Source organism: Archangium gephyra, assembly GCF_049060025.1.
Lineage (GTDB): Bacteria > Myxococcota > Myxococcia > Myxococcales > Myxococcaceae > Archangium > Archangium gephyra_A.
Window position 1 is genome coordinate 1,228,799 of sequence record NZ_JBMEQQ010000002.1, and the last position, 18,944, is coordinate 1,247,742.

The 18,944-nt window shown below is 68.4% G+C and carries 11 protein-coding genes; 8 read left to right on the forward strand and 3 right to left on the reverse strand.

What is annotated here, in order from left to right; genetic code table 11:
• Positions 1–238 precede the first annotated feature (238 nt).
• From ACN28I_RS05565 to ACN28I_RS05590, 6 genes are all read left to right on the forward strand, one after another.
• A complete protein-coding gene (locus ACN28I_RS05565; protein WP_420941086.1) occupies positions 239–2,716 on the forward strand; it encodes an efflux RND transporter permease subunit in 2,478 nt (825 codons plus the stop codon).
• A complete protein-coding gene (locus ACN28I_RS05570) occupies positions 2,713–3,660 on the forward strand; it encodes a phosphatase PAP2 family protein (protein WP_420941087.1) in 948 nt (315 codons plus the stop codon). Before ACN28I_RS05565 ends, ACN28I_RS05570 begins: the two co-directional genes overlap by 4 nt.
• Before the next feature lie 15 nt (positions 3,661–3,675).
• Positions 3,676–4,872 carry an aminotransferase class I/II-fold pyridoxal phosphate-dependent enzyme gene (locus tag ACN28I_RS05575; RefSeq protein ID WP_420941088.1) on the forward strand — a complete coding sequence of 399 codons (1,197 nt, stop codon included), beginning with the start codon at positions 3,676–3,678 and terminating at the stop codon, positions 4,870–4,872.
• A 69-nt stretch (positions 4,873–4,941) separates the two neighbouring features.
• Positions 4,942–5,724, forward strand: coding sequence for a class I SAM-dependent methyltransferase (locus ACN28I_RS05580; RefSeq protein ID WP_420941089.1), 783 nt, complete (start codon positions 4,942–4,944; stop codon positions 5,722–5,724).
• A 28-nt stretch (positions 5,725–5,752) separates the two neighbouring features.
• Entirely contained in the window at positions 5,753–6,727 is a 975-nt protein-coding gene (locus ACN28I_RS05585) for a hydroxymethylglutaryl-CoA lyase (RefSeq protein WP_420941090.1), read from the forward strand.
• An 11-nt stretch (positions 6,728–6,738) separates the two neighbouring features.
• Positions 6,739–10,206, forward strand: a complete 3,468-nt coding sequence (locus tag ACN28I_RS05590) for a methylmalonyl-CoA mutase family protein (RefSeq protein WP_420941091.1) — start codon at positions 6,739–6,741, stop codon at positions 10,204–10,206.
• A 130-nt stretch (positions 10,207–10,336) separates the two neighbouring features.
• Here ACN28I_RS05590 and ACN28I_RS05595 read toward each other — a convergent pair whose 3' ends face one another.
• Positions 10,337–11,605 (reverse strand): penicillin-insensitive murein endopeptidase, encoded by a 1,269-nt coding sequence (locus ACN28I_RS05595; protein ID WP_420941092.1) that lies wholly within the window; start codon positions 11,603–11,605, stop codon positions 10,337–10,339.
• A gap of 464 nt (positions 11,606–12,069) precedes the next feature.
• Here ACN28I_RS05595 and ACN28I_RS05600 point away from each other — a divergent pair, with 464 nt between their 5' ends.
• Positions 12,070–15,315 carry a C45 family autoproteolytic acyltransferase/hydolase gene (locus tag ACN28I_RS05600; protein WP_420941093.1) on the forward strand — a complete coding sequence of 1,082 codons (3,246 nt, stop codon included), beginning with the start codon at positions 12,070–12,072 and terminating at the stop codon, positions 15,313–15,315.
• 62 nt (positions 15,316–15,377) lie between these two features.
• Here ACN28I_RS05600 and ACN28I_RS05605 read toward each other — a convergent pair whose 3' ends face one another.
• Positions 15,378–15,788: a hypothetical protein gene (locus tag ACN28I_RS05605; RefSeq protein WP_420941094.1), complete on the reverse strand. Its 411-nt coding sequence runs from the start codon at positions 15,786–15,788 to the stop codon at positions 15,378–15,380.
• Positions 15,789–16,162: 374 nt separating this feature from the next.
• Positions 16,163–17,890, reverse strand: coding sequence for a pre-toxin TG domain-containing protein (locus ACN28I_RS05610; RefSeq protein ID WP_420941095.1), 1,728 nt, complete (start codon positions 17,888–17,890; stop codon positions 16,163–16,165).
• A gap of 459 nt (positions 17,891–18,349) precedes the next feature.
• Here ACN28I_RS05610 and ACN28I_RS05615 point away from each other — a divergent pair, with 459 nt between their 5' ends.
• The gene (locus tag ACN28I_RS05615; RefSeq protein WP_420941096.1) at positions 18,350–18,931 is read left to right on the forward strand and encodes a hypothetical protein; all 582 of its coding nucleotides are present in this window, start codon (positions 18,350–18,352) and stop codon (positions 18,929–18,931) included.
• The last annotated feature ends 13 nt before the right edge of the window (positions 18,932–18,944 follow it).

The window sequence follows — 18,944 nt, forward strand, 5'->3', positions numbered from 1 at the left end:
TCCACGGGTCGGGGTTGACACCTGGGGATATTCCCGCACCCGGGCAGGCGAGTGCGCAACCGGTTGCACAACCGGGACCTGGCTGCCCTGGTTCGGTGCGGGGATGTCACACGGAAGGCATCCACCCCACGCGTGGAAGGCTTCCAGCCTGGAGGGTGTTCGTTCCCGGATTCGTTGAGGCCGTGACAGGGGGCGGGAAGTCTGCTTTCTGGCGGGCCTCCTTCGACTGGGGAAATGCGTGGCTGACTCTCTTCGACGGCGTGGGTCCGAGGCCTTCATCCGGGGAACGCTCGCCCGGCCCTGGCGGGTGCTGCTGGCGTTCACGGTCCTGGCGATCGGCGCCGCGTTGCTGGCCGGACGGCTGGACTTCCGCGGCTCCTTCGTGGAGCTGCTGCCCAACGAGACCCGGGAGGTCCGGGACCTGAATCGCGTGGCCCAGAAGGCCGGCGGTGACGGCTACCTGGTGGTGCGCGCGCGGGGCGCGGCGCCCGAGCAGCTCCAGGCCTTCTCCAACGCGCTGGCGCGGAAGCTCGAGACGCTTCCCGAGGTGCGCTACGTGGAGAACCACTTCGACGTGGACTTCTTCGAGGAGCGCGGCCTGCTGCTGCTGCCCACGGAGAAGCTGAAGGAGCTGCGCGCGGACGTGGACGCGCGGCTGCGCTACGAGAAGGAGCAGGCCATCGCGGTGGATCTGCTCGACGAGTCGGACGCGCCGCCGGACTTCGACGCCATCGTCAAGAAGTACAGCCCGGAAGCGCCCATGCGCGAGTACCTCGGCAGCGCGGACGGCTCCGAGATGTACCTGATGGTGAAGCCGGGCGGCACCGCGGGTGACATCGTCTTCGCGCAGAAGCTGGTGGACGACGTGAAGCGCCTGTCCGGCGAGGTGGCCCAGGGCTGGCCCGGGGTGACGCTGGACTACGCGGGCGCCTTCCAGGCCCGCATCGAAGAGGACGAGGTGATGCGCAAGGATCTGTCGCGCGCCGCCATCCTCTCGGCGATCATGGCGGTGGGCATCATCCTGCTGGCCACGCGGCGGCTGTGGGCGCTGGCGGTGGTGGGCGTGCCCGTCGTCTTCGGCGTGTCGCTGACGTTCGCCGTCGCGGAGCTGGCCATCGGCCACCTCAACATCGTCACGGGCTTCCTGGTGGCCATCCTCATCGGCCTGGGCCTGGAGTACGGCATCCACCTGGCCATGCGCTACTGGGAGGAGCGGCGCGAGCACCCGGCCGCCGAGGCGCTGGCCGCGGCCGTGCGCGGCACCTTCGCGGGAGCCCTGACGTCGGCGCTGACGAACGCGGCGGCCTTCTTCGTGCTGCTGTTCGCCCAGTTCGAGGCCTTCAAGCAGTTCGGCCTGCTGGCGGGCGTGGGCGTGCTGATGGCGGTGCTGGCGGCCTATGGGCTGGGCCCGGCGTTGCTGGTGCTCGCCGAGCGGCTGCGTCCGGGAGGCAAGCAGGCCGCGGCCCACGCGCCCGAGGCTCCGGCGCAGGTGCTGTCCATGCCCGGCAAGCGCTGGCCCACCTCCGTCATCGCCGGCCTGCTGGTGGCCGTGCTCGGCTTCGCGGCGTACTCCCTCTACGTGCTGCCGCGCGTGGGCTTCGAGACGAACATGCGCGCCCTCAAGGGCGACTCGCCCTCGGTCGCGCTCGATGACCACATCAGCACGCAGCTCGGCACGCACCTCAACCCGGCCATCCTCCTGGTGGATGACCTGGCGCAGGCCCAGGTGGTCCAGGACGTCATCACCGAGGTGAAGAACCGGCACGGTGCGGAGTCCACCTTCAAGCAGTACGCCTCGCTCAACGAGCTGCTGCCCCAGGACGTGCCGGCGCACCAGGAGCAGATCGCCGCGCTGCGCGCCACGCTGGAGAAGCTGCCCGAGGAGGCCCAGAAGGATCCGCGCCTGGAGAGCGTGAAGAAGATGCTGGAGGCCCAGCCCTACGGCGCGGCCGAGCTGCCCGCCGAGGTGCGCCGCCGCTTCGAGGCGCAGGACGGGCAGGGCCTGTTCCTGCTGCTCTTCCCCTCGGTGTCCAACCACGACACGCGGGAGCTGTCGGCGTGGGCCGCGCAGCTCGACGAGGTCATCGACGGCGCCAAGGCCCGGGGCGTGGACCTCGCGGTGTTGGATAGCAACCGGATCGCCGCCCGCATCTTCTCGATGGTGCGGGGGGACGGCCCCTTCATCCTCTGGGCGGCCGCGTCGGTGGTCTTCTTGACGATCCTCCTCAGCCTGCGCAGCTTCAAGCGTGCCTGCCTGGTGGCCGGTCCTCTGTTCCTGGGCATGCTCTGCCTGGCCGGAGGCATGTACCTCTTCGACGTCCAGCTCAACTTCATCAACGCCGTGGTGCTCCCCAACCTGCTCGCCATCGCCGTGGACAACTCGGTGCACCTCTTCCACCGGTATGAGGAAGAGGGCCCCGGCTCGCTGGGCCATGTGGTGCGCCACACGGGCTTCGCGGCGGTGGTGGCCACGCTGTCCAACGCGGCCGGCTACGGCGCTTTGTTGATCTCACATCACGCGGGTCTGCGCTCTATCGGACAGATTGCACTTCTCGGGGTGATGTGCACCTTCCTGGGCACGACGGTCTTCTTTCCGGCGATGCTCGCTTTGCTGGAGCGCTGGAAGGGCCGGAAGAGGGAGAGGGGAATGGTTCAGAGCCTGGACATCGGCGTGAAGCAACCCGCCGCGGAACCGGGGGAGCGTAAGTCTGCGTGAGCGCTTGGACCTCGTATGAGCGCGCCCGAGCGGGCGTCCGGAACGTGCACCTGCGAGCAGTCGACGTGGTCATGGTCGTCTCCTGCTCGTTCGCCGCGCTGACGCTCCTGGGCCCGGCCCGCTGGGCCCCGGGCTCCACGAGGTCCATCGTCTACTTCACCGTCTTCGCGCTCGGGCCCCTGGTCCTGCGCACCCTGGAGTCCTACTTCCCCCAGCACCGGCTGCTGGCCTTCGTGGCCAACTTCTGGCTGCTGCCGGTGATCGGCCTCAGCCACGAGGTGCTCAGTCCCCTGGTGACCGCCCTCACCCCGGTGCTGCGGGATGCCGAGCTCGCCGCCCTGGATGAGCGGCTGTTCGGGGCCCAGGCCGCGGTGGTGCTCGGGCAGATGGTGCCGCCCTGGCTCACCGACATCCTGATGATCTGCTACTACGGCCACTTCGTCTGGCCGTTGATGCTGGGCGTGGTGCTGTACTTCACCGGCCGCAATGAGGCCTTCGACGAGTACCTGCTCGCGCTCAGCCTCTTCTTCACCTTCAACTACTTCTTCTACGCCCTGGTGCCGGCCATCGGCCCGCGCTACTTCCTCTACTTCGCCTTCGACGCGCCCCTCCAGGGCGTGTGGGTGACGTCCTTCCTGGACTCGGTGATGCGCCTGCCGAAGTTCGCGCAGGACTGCTTCCCCTCGGGGCACACCGGGACCACGCTGCTGGTGTTCGTGTACGCGTGGCGCTTCGCCCCGCGCTACTTCCGGGTGATGGTGGTGCCGGGCCTGTTGCTCATCGCCGCCACCCTGGTGGGCCGCTTCCACTACGCCACGGACCTGGTGTGCGCGGTGCCCCTGGTGATGGTGGTGGTGGGCATGGCCGTCGGTTGGAGCCGGACGGTCGCGCGGCGCGACACAGTCGCGCGCCCCGTCACGATGGACGCTATCGTACGCCCCTGAACAGGGAGCGTATCCATGAGCAGGCAGATCCTCGCGGGCCGCGTGGCCCATCTCGGCACCACCGTCTTCTCCGAGTTCAGCGCACTGGCCCTCAAGCACGGGGCCATGAACCTGGGGCAGGGCTTCCCTGACTTCGACGGGCCCGAGGCCGTGAAGGAAGCCGCTCGCAAGGCCATCACCGACGGGGTGAACCAGTACGCGCCTGGTCCCGGTCTGAGGGAGCTGCGCGTGGCCATCGCCGAGCACGGCGCGCGCTTCCACGGACACACCGGCATCGATCCGGACACCATGGTGACCGTCACCAGCGGTGCCACCGAGGCCATTCTCTGCGTGATGCTGGGCCTGGTGGACCCGGGCGATGAGGTGGTTCTCTTCGAGCCCTTCTACGACTCGTATGACGCCAACGCCGGCTTCGTCGGGGCCAAGGCGCGCCATGTGCCGCTGCGCCCACCGGACGGCTCGCACGCCACGTGGTGGTTCGATCGCGAGGAGGTGCGCGCGGCCTTCGGTCCCCGCACGCGGCTGCTCGTCCTCAACTCGCCCCACAACCCCACCGGCAAGGTCTTCACCCGCGAGGAACTCGAGTTCCTCGGCGGCCTGTGCGCCGAGCACGATGTGAAGGTGCTCTCGGACGAGGTGTACGAGCACATCCTCTTCGGCCCGGCGCGTCATGTGCGTCCCGCCACGGTGCCCTCGCTGGCGGACCGGACGCTGACGGTGAGCAGCGCGGGCAAGTCGTTCAGCCTCACGGGGTGGAAGATCGGCTGGATCATCGCGCCGCCGCCGCTGCGTGACGCGGTGCAGCGCGCGCACCAGTTCGTGACGTTCGCCACGGCCTCGCCCCTGCAGGCGGCCATGGCGGCGGCGCTGCGGCTCCCGGACGTGTACTTCCAGGAGCTGAGCGCCATGTACCTGTCCAAGCGGGAGCGGCTGCTGACGGGGCTCGCGGAGGCGGGGCTGAAGGCGTACGCGCCCGAGGGCAGCTACTTCATCATCGCGGACATCTCGGGCCGGGGCTTCGCGGACGACGTGGCCTTCTGCCGGCACCTGGTGACGGAGGTGGGAGTAGCGGCCATCCCCCCGAGTGTTTTCTACAGTCCCGAGCACAAGCACCTGGGGCAGGGGATGGCGCGCTTCGCCTTCTGCAAGACGGAGGCGGTGCTGGATGAGGCCGTGCGCCGGTTGAAGGTGGGGCTGGCTCGGGCCCGCTGACGCCTGGAAGCCTGGGGGCCGGGCGGCTTGCGACCCCTACACCCGGGTGCTACATCCCCGCGCCACCACGTGAGCTTCTTCGGCGAACTCTACCTCCGTTCCACACTGCCGTTCCTTTCCGAGGAGACGACGGCGAAGGAGGTGACGTACCTCGCGAGGCGCTTCGAGGATCTCCAGGTGCCCGGACCGGTGGTGGACCTGGGCTGCGGCCATGGCCGGCATGCCGCGCGCCTGAATGCCCGGGGGCCCCTGGCGGACCGGGTGATCGGCCTCGAGCTGGATGCGCTGTCCCTCCAGGAGCGGCTGCCGGGCTTTCCTGCGGTGCGAGCGGACCTCCGCTCCCTCCCATTCCGCACGGGCTCGCTGGCGGGCGCCTACGCCTGGTACTCGACGCTCTTCGTCTTCTCGGATGAGGAGCACGAGGCGCTGCTGCGCGAGGTGGCGCGGTGCCTGCGGCCCGGCGGCCGCCTGGTGCTGCACACGGTCCCGTATGAACGCCTCGCGGCCCAACCCGAGGCTTCCTTCTCCACCCGATTACCGGACGGCAGCCTGCTGGAGGAGCGGAGCCGCTTCGACGCGGTACGTGGCCGCGACGAGGCCACCCGGCGGCTCACCCGGCCGGACGGCCGTGTTCTTTCCGGCCAATATGCCATCCGTTACTATCCGCTTGCGGATCTGACGCGGCTGTTGGAATCCACGGGTTTTTCGGTGTGCTGGGTGCACGGCGGGCTGGAGGAGGAGCGGCCCTCGGCCACATCGACGGATCTCATCGTGGGCGCCGAGCTGCGAGGATCCTCTCAGTTGCGCCAGAAGCGCCAAACGGTGAATTTCATGAGTGGAAGCTCGACATGAGCGGAAGCTCGACGCGGGACATCATCCAATGGATGCGAACGAACAGCGCCGCCCGCGCTTGACCGGGCTCGGCAACCTGCCGGAAAAGGTGGACGTCTACGAGGTAGGTCCTCGCGACGGCCTGCAGAACGAACTGCGCACGCTGCCCACGCGCGACAAGGCGCGCCTCATCGAGGCGCTGATCGCGGCGGGGGAGAAGCGCATCGAGGTGACCTCCTTCGTGTCACCGAAGTGGATTCCGCAGCTCGCCGACGCGGAGGAGTTGCTGCGTCTGGTGGGGCGGCGCGAGGGCGTCACCTTCTCGGCGCTGGTGCCCAACCTCAAGGGCCTGACGCGCGCCAAGGAAGCGGGCCTGGAGGAAGCGGCCGTCTTCATCTCCGCGTCCGAGGCCCACTCCAAGAAGAACATCAACAAGACCATCGCCGAGGCGGTGGCCGAGGCCCGGCAGACCACCGAGGCCGCACTGAAGGCGGGGCTGCGGGTGCGCGGCTACCTGTCCACGGTGTGGGGCTGCCCCTACGAGGGGGATGTGCCCGTCGCTCGCGTGGTGGAGATCAGCCGGGCCCTGCTGGACGCGGGCATCTACCAGCTCAGCCTGGGCGACACGATCGGCGTGGGCACGCCGCGGCAGACGGAGACGCTGCTGAACGCGCTGCTCGAGCACGTGCCGGTGGAGAAGCTGGCGCTGCATCTGCACGACACGCGCGGCACGGCCCTGGCCAACGCGCTCGTGGGCCTGCAGCTCGGCGTGACGACGTTCGACGCCAGCATCGGCGGCCTGGGCGGGTGCCCGTATGCCCCGGGCGCGGCGGGAAACCTCGCCACCGAGGATCTCGTCTACATGCTCCACGGCATGGGCGTGAAGACGGGCATCCAGCTCGACAAGCTCGTCGAGGCCGGCATGGTCGCGCAGGAGCTCATCGGCCGGAAGCTCGCGGGCAAGTTCCTCCAAGCGGCCCTGGGCGAGCGCGAGAAGAAGGCGAATCGCCGGGCCACCACCTGAGGCCATTGATCATGCGAAACATCCAACTGCCCCCAGTTCCCACGCCCTACAAGCCCCGCCACCACGTGCGCATCGTGACGGCCGCTTCGCTCTTCGACGGGCATGACGCGGCCATCAACGTGATGCGCCGGCTCATGCAGGCCTCGGGCGCGGAGATCATCCACCTGGGTCACAACCGCTCGGTGGCGGAGATCGTCGACTGCGCCATCCAGGAGGACGCCCAGGGCATCGCCATCACCTCGTACCAGGGCGGCCACGTCGAGTTCTTCAAGTACATGATCGATCTGCTGCGCGAGCGCGGCGCGGACATCAAGGTGTTCGGCGGCGGCGGCGGCACCATCCTCCCGTCCGAGATCGAGGAGCTGCACCGCTACGGCGTGACGCGCATCTACTCGCCGGACGACGGCCGCGCCATGGGGCTGCAGGGGATGATCGACGATCTCATCTCCAAGTGCGACTTCGAGAAGCGCTCCCCGGACTTCGCGCCCCTGGTGGCCGAGCGGCCCCAGCGCGAGCCCGGCAAGATCGCCCCGCTCATCACCATCGCGGAGAACTTCCCCGCCGCGGGTGACGCGCTCCGCGAAGCGCTCTCCAAGCTCAACGCCAACGCTCCGCGCGTCCCCGTGCTGGGCATCACCGGTACCGGTGGCGCGGGCAAGTCGAGCCTCGTGGACGAGCTGGTCCGGCGCTTCCTCGCGGACTTCCCCGACAAGACGCTCGCGGTGCTCTCGATCGATCCGTCCAAGCGCAAGTCCGGCGGCGCGCTGCTCGGCGACCGCATCCGCATGAACGCGATCGACAACCCGCGCGTGTACATGCGCTCGATGGCCACGCGCCAGAGCAACCTCGCCATGTCCAAGCACGTGGGCGAGTCGATCGAGATCTGCCGGGCCGCCGGGTTCGATCTCATCGTGGTGGAGACGTCCGGCATCGGCCAGTCCGACACGGAGATCACCGAGCACTCGGACGTGTCGCTCTACGTGATGACGGCCGAGTACGGCGCGGCGACGCAGCTCGAGAAGATCGACATGCTCGACTTCGCCGACGTGATCGCCATCAACAAGTTCGACAAGCGGGGCTCGCTCGACGCGCTGCGCGACGTGCGCAAGCAGTGGAAGCGCAACCACAACGCCTTCTCCACGCCGGACGATGCGCTGCCCGTCTATGGCACCATCGCCTCGCAGTTCAACGACCCGGGCATGAACCAGCTCTACCGGGCCCTCATCGACACCATTGCCCGGAAGACCGGCGCCGCGCTCCAGTCGCACGCGGAGATCACCCCGGGGATGAGCGAGAAGAAGTGGATCATCCCGCCCGAGCGCACCCGCTACCTCGCGGAGATCGTCGAGAGCTGCGAGTCCTACGACAAGTTCGTCCGCGCCCAGGCGGCGCTGGCGCGGCGCATGTACCAGCTCCACGGCACCATCGAGACGCTGCGCGCCAACGTGGGCAAGAAGCGGCTGGAGATCGTCGAGCCCCGGGACGCCTCGGACGTGGTGCAGGTCACCCAGCGCGTCGAGGGTGAGCCGGCCTTCCTCTCCGAGCTCGCGGAGCTCTACCGGGACCTGGAGTCGCGCCTGCACCCCGAGTGCAAGCGGCTGTTGGACGAGTGGCCGGCCATGAAGCGCCGCTACGCCGCGGCCAAGTACCAGTACCAGGTGCGCGAGAAGATCATCGAGATCGATCTCTTCACCGAGTCGCTCTCGCACCTGCGCGTGCCGAAGATCGCCTTGCCCCGGTACGAGGACTGGGGCGACATCCTGGCCTGGCTGCTGCGCGAGAACGCGCCGGGCGCCTTCCCGTTCACCGCCGGCGTCTTCCCGCTCAAGCGTGAGAACGAGGATCCCGCGCGCATGTTCGCGGGGGAGGGTGGTCCGGAGCGCACCAACAAGCGCTTCCACTTCGTCTCGCGCGGGCTGCCCGCCAAGCGCCTGTCCACGGCCTTCGACTCGGTCACGCTCTACGGCGAGGACCCGGATCACCGCCCGGACATCTACGGCAAGGTGGGCAACTCCGGCGTCTCCATCGCCAACGTGGACGACGCGAAGAAGCTCTACTCCGGCTTCGATCTCGCGGACCCGTCCACCTCGGTGTCGATGACCATCAACGGTCCCGCGCCGATGCTGCTCGGCTTCTTCCTCAACGCCGCGGTGGACCAGCAGTGCGAGAAGTGGATCCGCGCCAACGGCCAGACCGAGCAGGTGGAGAAGAAGATCGCCGAGCTCTACCAGCGCCGTGGCCTTCCCCGGCCGCGCTACCAGGGCGACCTGCCCGCGGGCAACGACGGGCTGGGGCTGATGCTGCTCGGCGTGTCCGGTGACGAGGTCCTCCCGCGGGAGGTCTACGAGAAGATCCGTGCCTCCACGCTGCAGGCCGTGCGCGGCACCGTGCAGGCGGACATCCTCAAGGAGGACCAGGCGCAGAACACCTGCATCTTCTCCACGGAGTTCGCCCTGCGGCTGATGGGTGACATCCAGCAGTACTTCATCGAGCAGAAGGTGCGGAACTTCTACTCGGTGTCCATCTCGGGCTACCACATCGCCGAGGCGGGGGCGAACCCCATCTCCCAGCTCGCCTTCACGCTGGCCAACGGCTTCACCTTCGTCGAGTACTACCTCTCGCGAGGGATGCACATCGACGACTTCGCGCCCAACCTGTCGTTCTTCTTCTCCAACGGCATGGATCCCGAGTACGCCGTGCTGGGACGGGTCGCGCGGCGCATCTGGGCCAAGGCCATCCGGGACAAGTACGGCGGCAACGAGCGCTCGCAGAAGCTCAAGTACCACATCCAGACTTCTGGCCGGAGCCTCCACGCCCAGGAGATCGCCTTCAACGACATCCGCACCACGTTGCAGGCCCTGCTGGCGCTCAACGACAACTGCAACTCGCTGCACACCAACGCCTACGACGAGGCCATCACCACGCCCACCGAGGAGAGCGTGCGGCGGGCCCTCGCCATCCAGCTCGTCATCAACAAGGAGTTCGGTCTCTCCAAGAACGAGAATCCGAACCAGGGCGCCTTCATCATCGAGGAGCTGACGGACCTAGTCGAGGCGGCCGTGCTGGCGGAGTTCCGTTCCATCTCCGAGCGCGGCGGCGTGCTCGGGGCGATGGAGCGCATGTACCAGCGCTCGAAGATCCAGGAGGAGTCGCTCTACTACGAGACGCTCAAGCACGACGGGACGCTGCCCATCATCGGCGTGAACACCTTCCTGGATCCCAAGGGCTCGCCGACGATCACTCCGCCGGAGGTCATCCGCGCCACCCAGGAGGAGAAGGACTACGCCATCAGCGCCCGCGACGCGTTCTGGAAGCGCAACGCGGGGACCGCGACCGAGGCGCTGGCGGTCGTGAAGCGCGCCGCGCTCGAGAACGGGAACATCTTCGCCGCGCTGATGGACGCTTGTAAGGTCTGCACGCTCGGCCAGATCTCCCGCGCGCTGTACGAAGTGGGCGGGCAGTACCGGCGCAACATGTAGTGGGTGGTGTTGCGCATGCTCCCTCTCCCTTTGGGAGAGGGCGGGGGGTGAGGGTCGTCAACCACGCATTCGGGGAAGACCCTCACCCTGACCCTCTCCCAGAGGGAGAGGGGACTTCCACATCACCAGTTCAACGCGACGCCGCGGGGCCGATCTGCATGATGGCGGCCGACGTATTGGCCGGAGAGCCCTGGACCGCGGGCTCCTGCGCCGGCGCCTGGGGCTGCGTCTCGGTCACCGTGCTCGCCGGAGCGCTACCGCCCGTGCTCTCCGCCTGCGTGGCCACGGCGGGCACCACCTGCATCTCCGGGGCGGCGGGGGCCTGCTTTTCAGCCACGGCCGGGGCCTGCTGCTCGAAGCCGGGAGGCATGCGGCGCGGCGGAACGACGACGGGCGGCGGGACGGGGCAACGGGTGCAGGGGCCGCGCAGGGGCACCGCGAGCCGCTGGCCGATGCTCAGGAAGACGCCGCGCATGCGGTTGGCCTTCTGGATCGTCTTGATGGTGGAGCCGTAGCGCAGGGCGATGCCGCCCAGCGTGTCACCCGAGCGCACCCGGTGCACCAGGATGTTCTTGTCGGGCTGGAGCGCGAGCAGCGGGGCGACGCGGCGGCCCAGCTCCTGGGCGCGCGGGTTGAAGAAGCGCACGTGGAAGTGATCGCGGTGGCCGCGCGCGTGCTTCACCAGGGATCTCGCTCCGGCGTTGAAGAGCGAGTCCACCCACTCCTTGTTCTCGCCGTTGCGCAGCGCGTAGTCGTACAGGACCTTCTGGACGCGCTTGTCCAGGAGGATCATCTGCACGTCGGTGTGGATGGCGAGCGCCTTGAGCAGGGCCCAGTTCAGCTCGAGATCGATGTGTTTCTCACGCTCCCGCACCCGGACGGGCTCGGCGGTGGGGTAGTAGAAGCCCAGGTCCACGTCCCGGCCGTTCTGGTGGCTCTTGTGGGGCCGCAGGTAGCCGCCCTCGCGGGAGCTGAGCTGGTTGACGCGGAGCGGCGGCGCATTCGGATACTGGGCGCGCACCTCGCGGATGGCCCGCGAGAGGTAGTCCACCGTCTCCTGGGTGGCCCACGCCAGCTCGGGCGAGACCACGATCCAGTCATTGTTCTCGGACTGGGGCACGCGCACGGCGTTCACCATCCGGCCGCTCTCGACGAAGCCCACCGAGATGGAGCCCAGCGCGGCCGGCTCCTTCTTCCACAGCTCCGTGAGCTGCTCGTCCGACAGCTCCGCGGTGTAGAGCGGTCCGTTGGGGACCACGGCGTTGGCGTCCACCTCCTCGGCCTCGCCCTCGTCCGCGTCGGGGGTGCCCGCCAGCTCCTCGTCGTCGGCCTCCTCACCTTCGGTGGAAGCCTCGGTGGCCGCGAGCGCCGCGTCATTGTGCTCGACGACCTGCGTCACGACCTCCGAGACACTCCCCGGAGTCGGCGAGGCAGCGGCCCCCCGCGAAGCAGCCGGCGCCAGGGCGGGCTGGTTGGCGGCCTGGGCAGGAGACGTCGACGCCTCCCGCACCGCAGCCGTCACCTTCGACGGAGAGACAGTGGGAGCAACGTGCGCGGTGCAGCCGGCGCACAGCCACAGGATGATCCAAGATGTAGAACGCACTCGGCGCGGAGCATGGACCGAAATTGTTCCGGGCCAAAGTAAAGCGTCGAAACCGGCTCGGACCCCAGGCGGGCGTCTACCGGGAATTTGACGTGGAGCGCGGGGTTCGTTCCGCCTTTCGTGGCCTGCTCCCTCCCTCGCACTCCGAGTCAAAACGGGCACTCCGGGCGCGGATTGACGCCCCAGGGACGGAGCGGGAGTAGTACGCGGACCCGCAACCTTCATTCGTCTCTTCCGGGAAGGACATGACCCCTCTCCGTATGATCTCGCGATTCGCTGGCGCCCTGCTGCTCACCGCGGGCGCGCTCCATGCGCCCCCTTCAGGGGCCGCGCAGGTGCCCGTGACCAATGCCGGCTTCGAGGCCGGCTCGGGGCAGCCCACCGGCTGGAGTGTGTCGGGTGGGGGCAAGGTGGCCTCCAGCACCGAGGGCAAGGCCGAGGGCGCGCGGGGGCTCGTCATCGAGAACCCGGCCGGTGGCGCCGAGACCACCGTGCAGTCCGAGCCGGTGAAGCTGCAGGTGGGCCGCCTCTATCGCCTCAGCGCGTGGGTGCGCACCCGCGGCGTGCGGGCGGACGCGCAGGCGCGCTACCCGACGGCGCTCGGGGCCTGCCTGTCGATGAAGAGCTTCCCCTTCACCAACTGCTCGCCCACGTCAGGCGCGGACCAGGACGGGCGCGTCTCGGTGCTCTTCTTCGCCATCCAGGGCACGGACCGCGTGCAGGTGCACCTGGGCCGCAACGGCAAGGCCAGTGGTACCGCCTGGGTGGATGACGTGCGCCTGGAGGAGGTGGACGACATCACCGCCTACCTGCCCATGGAGTCCGTGCGCTGGGCGGGCAAGGGCTTCCGCTATGACGACGGCGGTTGGAAGTACGTCCACATCGAGGGCGAGCCGTACGAGCGCGGCCAGCAGTACGGCGAGCTCCTGGCCGACGACATCGTCCGCTACATGGAGAAGCTGGGCATCCGGAGGAACCGTCAGGACGCGGTGAACGGCTGGAACCAGGTGCGGCTGCTCACCGACTCGCTCTTCCTGCGCAAGTTCGATCCCGAGTACCTCGAGGAGATGAAGGGCATCGCCGACGGCGTCAACAAGGCCGGCGTGAAGTTCAAGGACCGCGAGCTGGATCTGCTCGACGTGGTGTCCCTCAACTCGGTGGTGGACCTGGGGCAGCTCGAGGACGCCAACGAGGTGACCGCCACGTCCCTGTCCGGGCGCGTCTTCATGAAGGCCGAGGACGAGACGGCCCTGGCGGGCGAGGGCGACCACTGCTCGTCCTTCGTGGCCACGAAGTCCGCGACGAAGGATGGCCAGTTCATCATGGGGCAGATCTTCATGTGGAACGGCTACACGGGCGTGCACTGGGATGTGATCGCGGACGTGCAGCCCACCAGGGGCCACCGCTTCGTGATGCAGACGTTCCCGGGCGGCATCCACAGCGGCTCGGACTGGTTCATCAACGACGCGGGCATCGTCATCGGTGAGACCACGGTGGGCCAGACGCCCTTCGATCCCGACGGCACGCCGCAGAGCAACCGCATCCGCAAGGCGGCCCAGTACGCGTCCTCGATCGACGAGGTGGCCCGCATCCTCAAGGAGCGCAACAACGGGCTCTACACCAACGACTGGACGCTGGCGGACGCCAAGACGGGCGAGGGCGCCTGCTTCACGCTCGGCACGAAGCAGTCGAAGCTGTGGCGCACCGGGAGCGCGGGCAAGGCGGCCAACACCCCGGGCAACCTCAAGGACTTCATCTGGGCCAACAACAACAACCGGGACCTGGAGATACGCAAGGAGTCCATCCCCAATCCGCAGAACGCCCCGGTGGACCTGGCCTTCAACACGTGGAACCGGGACATCGCCTTCCAGGAGTACTTCGAGCGGTACGGCAAGGGCGGCATCGACCTGGAGAACGCCATCCGCATCCTGGCCTCCAGCCCCATCAACCGGCCCCACGCCTGTGACGCCAAGCTCACCACCGGCGAGATGGCCGGCAAGCTCGTGTTCATCGCCCACTACGGCAAGACGACCCTGCGCGAGAAGATGGTGGGCGGCCGGTATATCCAGGACCTGCCCGGCGCCACGCCGCACCTGACGCTCGGCTACACCACCTTCAGTCCCATCTTCGTGGCGGACAAGCTGAAGGCGGCCCGCGCGAAGTCGCTCGCCCAGAAGGAGGAGAAGGCCCCTGCCTCCAAGCGCGACACCGCGAAGGTGAAGGAGGCCCTCGGCTTCGACAAGAAGCTGCTGTGGGCCAACACCATGTTCCCCGCCACCGACGGCGAGAACTGGCTGGTGAGCGGCACGGCCGCCTACTGGAACCTGCTCAACAAGCTGCCGGACTCGGCGGACAAGGCCTTCGAGCAGCAGCGCGACGCCCTGGCCGATCTCAACACCCGTTACCTCTACCTCAGCTCGCGCGAGGGGGATGTGGTGCCCGTGGCCGCGCGCACCTCGTACAGCCGCTACGGCACCTATGCCATTCCCCGCCTCAAGGGCACCTTCCTGCTGCACCAGCTCCGCCTGCTGCTGGGCAACAAGGCCTTCTCCAAGGTGATGGGCACCGTGCACGCGCGCTACGCCAACAAGAACATCACCACCGCCGGGTTCGTGCGCACCGCCTCGGAGGCCGCGGGGAAGGATCTCTCGCCCTTCGTCGCGCAGTGGGTGGAGCGCGGCGGCCTGCCCGAGCCGCGCATCCGCGCCAGCAGCACGAAGGCCAAGGACGGCTACGACGTGACGCTGAAGGTGGAGCAGGGCGGCAAGCCGTACCACTTCGTCACCACCGTGGAGCTGTTCACGGCGAAGGGCTCGACGCTGGAGCGGGTGGAGGTGAAGGGCGCGAGCGACACCTTCACCTTCCACGTGGCCGAGTGGCCGGTGCGCGTGGTGTTCAACCCGGCCAACGACATCCCCGTGCCGCGCGAGCAGTTCCAGGTGCTGTCCAACGCCATGGACGACTTCAGCCAGTTGCTCTTCGTCCACGGCACGGCCCGCGGGGTGGAGGCGGATCGCACGCTGACGCTCAACTTCCGGGACATCGTCGCGGATGCCTTCATGGACGTGCTCGCGCCGCTGAAGCCGGACGCCGAGGTGACGGACCAGGAGCTGGCGAGCAGGGACTTGTTCGTGCTCGGAGGCGCCGAGGACAACGGGCTGGTGGCGCGGCTGGCGGCGGAGAAGAAGCTGCCGGTGGAGATCGGCCGCCGGTTCTTCCGCTGGCAGGGGAAGACGTACGGCCGGGCCGATGACGGGCTCGCCGTGGCGCTGCCCAACCCGTGGAACGCGAAGCGGACGCTCTACCTCTACCTGGCCAACAGCGGTCCTCAATTGTGGCACATGACGCGCACCTTCATGCCGGGCCAGCTCCAGGGCTGGGCGCTCTACCGGGGCGGCGAGGTGAGCACCAAGGGCTACCACGGCCTCGACGCGCTGGCGGTGGATCTGACCGAGTCCCCGGCTCCCGAGGTCAAGCCCATCGGCTCGGCGGCCGGGGCGAACTGAGCGCAGGCGGCAGGGTGGGGGAAACAGGTCCGAATCCTGTCTCCCCCCTACCGAAGCCGCTCTCAGTGGAGAGGCTGGCCGAGGGAGTCGAGGACGGGACGGCGGGTGGGCAGGGTGTGGTGCTCGTGGTCGTAGAAGCACTCGGGGCCGAGCAGGGAGATGAGCTCGCGCTCGCGCGCCATGCCGGACCCGGTGCCCGCCTCCGTGGGCAGCTCGTAGGGTTGGACGAGGACGAGCTCCTCCCCAAGCTTCTGGCGGCACTCGGCGGGCAGTGCATCGAGGCGCTCGCCGAACATGCGCACGAAGGGAGGGCCGTAGAAGTTGCGCCAGACGAGCCCAGGGAGTCCCTCGCTGTAGTCGCGCAGGTTGAAGGTGAGCCTCGAGCCGATGCCTTCAGGCACCAACCGCTGGGTCTTGCGTTTGATGTCGTTCTTGAGTGCGCACCACGCCAGCGGAGATTGTACGAGCCGCATGACCTCGCTCACCTGCTGAGCATGTGACGTCCGCCAGGGGCTTTTCAGGGCAGACTTCGCGGAGGTCGCCCAGATGATCTTGCCATGGTGAGGGGGCGAGCTGGGTTTTGAGGGGCGAACCCACATGAACTCCTTCTCCGTCTTGGCGGAGATACAGAGGGCCGCATGCTCTTCGTAGAAGGCGACGAGTGGCTCGACGGTGAGTCTGCCTGGAGGGATTTTTTCCTCCGTCGATACGGAACCGTACCGTGCGGGAGCGAACCATCGGAACTCGTCGAAAACGAGGCGCAGGAATTGGCGCAGCACATCGCTCGAGATCGGGCCAGGCGGAAGATGGATGTAGGTGTCGAGGGAGTTGGCTGACACGAGAACCTTCAAGGCGGGTGGTATATCACCTTCGCTTTTCCTTCTTGGGCGAGGTCCTCCAAGACTGCCTCTAATCTGCCCGACATTTTCGTAGGCCCATCAGGGTGCTTGGCAGAGCGGAGCCACAACTCGAGATGGCCGCCATGCTCATCGACATAGTCGATCATGGCCTTGAGGTTGCCGGAGAGGGACAAATCCTTGCGAGCCTTGGCCTCGACGAAGGAGTAGGGCTGGCCCCACACGAGCTCCGCCGGATTGTCCTTCACCGAGTCAGGGATGAAGCCCTGAGCGCGGCTGCCTGGTGGAGGCATCATCATCGCCCCGTTGCGCTCGTATTTGCCCGCTTGGAGGATGGTGTTCTCGAAGGCGTTGCCCGCCTGCCGGTTCTCGAGGATGGACTCGTACATGCGTTCCCAGTCCGCGTCTGGCTGGAAGGAGAAGCGGCGGTACTTCTCCGGGTGGCGGAACTGGTAGTCCACCCAGCGTTGCGCCTTGTGCATGGGCGAGCCCGGCAGCAGCCGGCTGCCGTCCGCGAGCGTGCGTACGCCCAGCAGCGGTACCTTCTGCCCCGCATTCAGCGCCCCGGCCGCCTCTCGCAACGGTGCCTCCAGCCCGCGCGCCACCCGCTGGAGGAATCGCAGCTCCTCCTCGGTGAGGGTGTGGCCCCGGGCGGCCGCCGTCATCAGGCGCTCGATCTCCTTCGCGTCTCCGGGCGACAGGTGCGAGGCCACGCGCGAGAGCACCCGCACCTCGTCCAGGCTCCGGCCGGTGAGCAGCGCCAGTTGCTCCGCCCCCTCGTCACCGCCCCGAATCAATACGGCACCGGCCACGAAGGGCACCAGCACCGCCAGGGCGCACACCAGGCGCTCGGGGCGGGTGAGCTGGTGGCCGGTGAGGCTCCTGCCCGTGACGGCCGCACTCGTGTCCGCCGCCTCGCCCACCCCTGGCGTCAGGCCCACCAGCAGCTCGAGCACCAGTTCCTCGGGCTTGTACACCTCCAAGTCGAAGGCCTCGTTGTAGTCCAGGTGCACCGGCGCCATGCGGCCCAGGTGCACCACGGAGGCCAGGGCGGAGCGGCTCGCCAGCAGGTAGAGGGCCACCTCGTCGGGCGTACGCTTCAGGAAGTCCGGATCCTCCGTGTGCGCGTACGCCCAGGCCAGCGTGGCACTGCCCAGCGCCCGCAGGGACTGCTCGCGCAGGAGCGACTCGCTCAGCAGGTAGCCCGGCGCCAGGCGGCGGGGCGGCGGCACGTAGGTGGCCAGCAGCTTGCGCCCCCATTCCTCGTACTCGGCCAACTTGCGCTGCACGGCCCGCCAGCGCACCTCGCGCTGCCGCTCCTCCTCCAGCAACGTCACGTACTTCTCCAGGGGAGAGGGCGCTTTCCGCAGCGCCTCGTCTGGCTGCAGCAGCAGCCACTGCTCCAGCCTCTGGAGCGCCGTCAGGTCCTCGCCACGCGCCTCCTCCGAGTGGCCCGGGGTCCGCGGCGCTTCCCTCTGTTGGCGCAGGAAGACCTCATAGGCCGCCTGGGGCAGGGTGGCCGAGCGCACCGGGCCGGTGGACTCCACCTCCTCCTTCCACATCCCTTCGCCCCGCCGCAACGTCAGCACCACGTCGCCCCGCTGTCCCCTCACGTACCGGTACAGCGCCCACTCCACCAGGCCGCGGAATCGCCCGGCTTCCTCTGCTTTCGCCTCGGCACCGCGCCCTTCGTGCTCGCGCAGACCGAGCAGCCGCACCCGCCCGCCCTCCACGCGCAGCCCGAGCTTCCAGCCATGCTCCCTTGCGCTTCAGCCCACGCGCCGCCGCCCATGCCTGGACGCGCACTTCCTGCGTTCCCTCCAGTGCTTCGCTCTCAGGGATTGCCAGGGCCCTCGTGCCCAGACCCACCTCCCTGGAGAGGGGGGACAGGGGCCGCTGGTCTGGCGACTCCATGGTGAATCCCAGGCGCGGGCCCAACGTACCGTCCATAGGAGTCCGGCACGCGGTCCATGCCACCAGCAGCACGGCCAGGAGGCGCGGCGAGGGGCTCTTTATGCGAGTAACTGGAGTTGCACGAGAACGGATGTTGCCCCAGGCACGGCCTGCCTGACGAGCGCCTGGCTGCCATGCCTGGAGCAGGGGTTGTCACAAACCTCCGCCGCGCACTCCATTCCAGGGAAGGGGAGAGAACTCCCCTCGATGGAGGAACGCGGCCCATGATGGATTCGCACATCGATCAGCGCTTGAAGCGGACCTGGGACTTCTTTCTGGCCAACGCGGGGGGGCTGTTGCTCGGAGGCCTGGTGGCGATCGTCGGTTGGATGGTCGTCATCCCCGGGCCCTGGTTCACGCTCAACCTGCTCCAGGAGGCGCTCGAGTGTTCCCGCACCGGACGCGCCGTCCGATGGCAGGCCACCTTCGAACGGCAGGGCAACTTCCTGAAGAGCTGGGGGCTCACCCTCGCCATGGGCATCCCCATCGCCATCGGCTACATGCTCCTCATCGTGCCGGGCGTGCTGCTCTCGCTCTACTGGTTCCACGCCCCCATGCTGGCCGCCGATGGCCGCAACACGCTCGATGCGATCGCCGAGAGCGGCCGCATCTTCCAGCGCAGGAAGGACTGGGCGGGCTACTTCCTCAACTGGCTCGTCCTGGCCGTGCTCTCCGGGGTGGCCGGACTCACCGCCATCGCCGTCGTCCTCACCCTCCCGCTCACCCTGGCGTATCTCGTCCGCTGCTACACCGACGAGACCAGCCAGGTGCCGCTCACCCTTCCCAAGCGGGAAGTCGTGGTGTGAGCCGCCGGGCTCC

Coding starts and splice junctions, on each gene's coding strand:
- ACN28I_RS05575 (WP_420941088.1), top strand. CDS start 3,676: ATGAGCAGGCAGATCCTCGCGGGCCGCGTGGCCCATCTCGGCACCACC.
- ACN28I_RS05585 (WP_420941090.1), top strand. CDS start 5,753: ATGGATGCGAACGAACAGCGCCGCCCGCGCTTGACCGGGCTCGGCAAC.
- ACN28I_RS05590 (WP_420941091.1), top strand. CDS start 6,739: ATGCGAAACATCCAACTGCCCCCAGTTCCCACGCCCTACAAGCCCCGC.
- ACN28I_RS05600 (WP_420941093.1), top strand. CDS start 12,070: ATGATCTCGCGATTCGCTGGCGCCCTGCTGCTCACCGCGGGCGCGCTC.
- ACN28I_RS05605 (WP_420941094.1), bottom strand. CDS start 15,788: ATGCGGCTCGTACAATCTCCGCTGGCGTGGTGCGCACTCAAGAACGAC.
- ACN28I_RS05615 (WP_420941096.1), top strand. CDS start 18,350: ATGATGGATTCGCACATCGATCAGCGCTTGAAGCGGACCTGGGACTTC.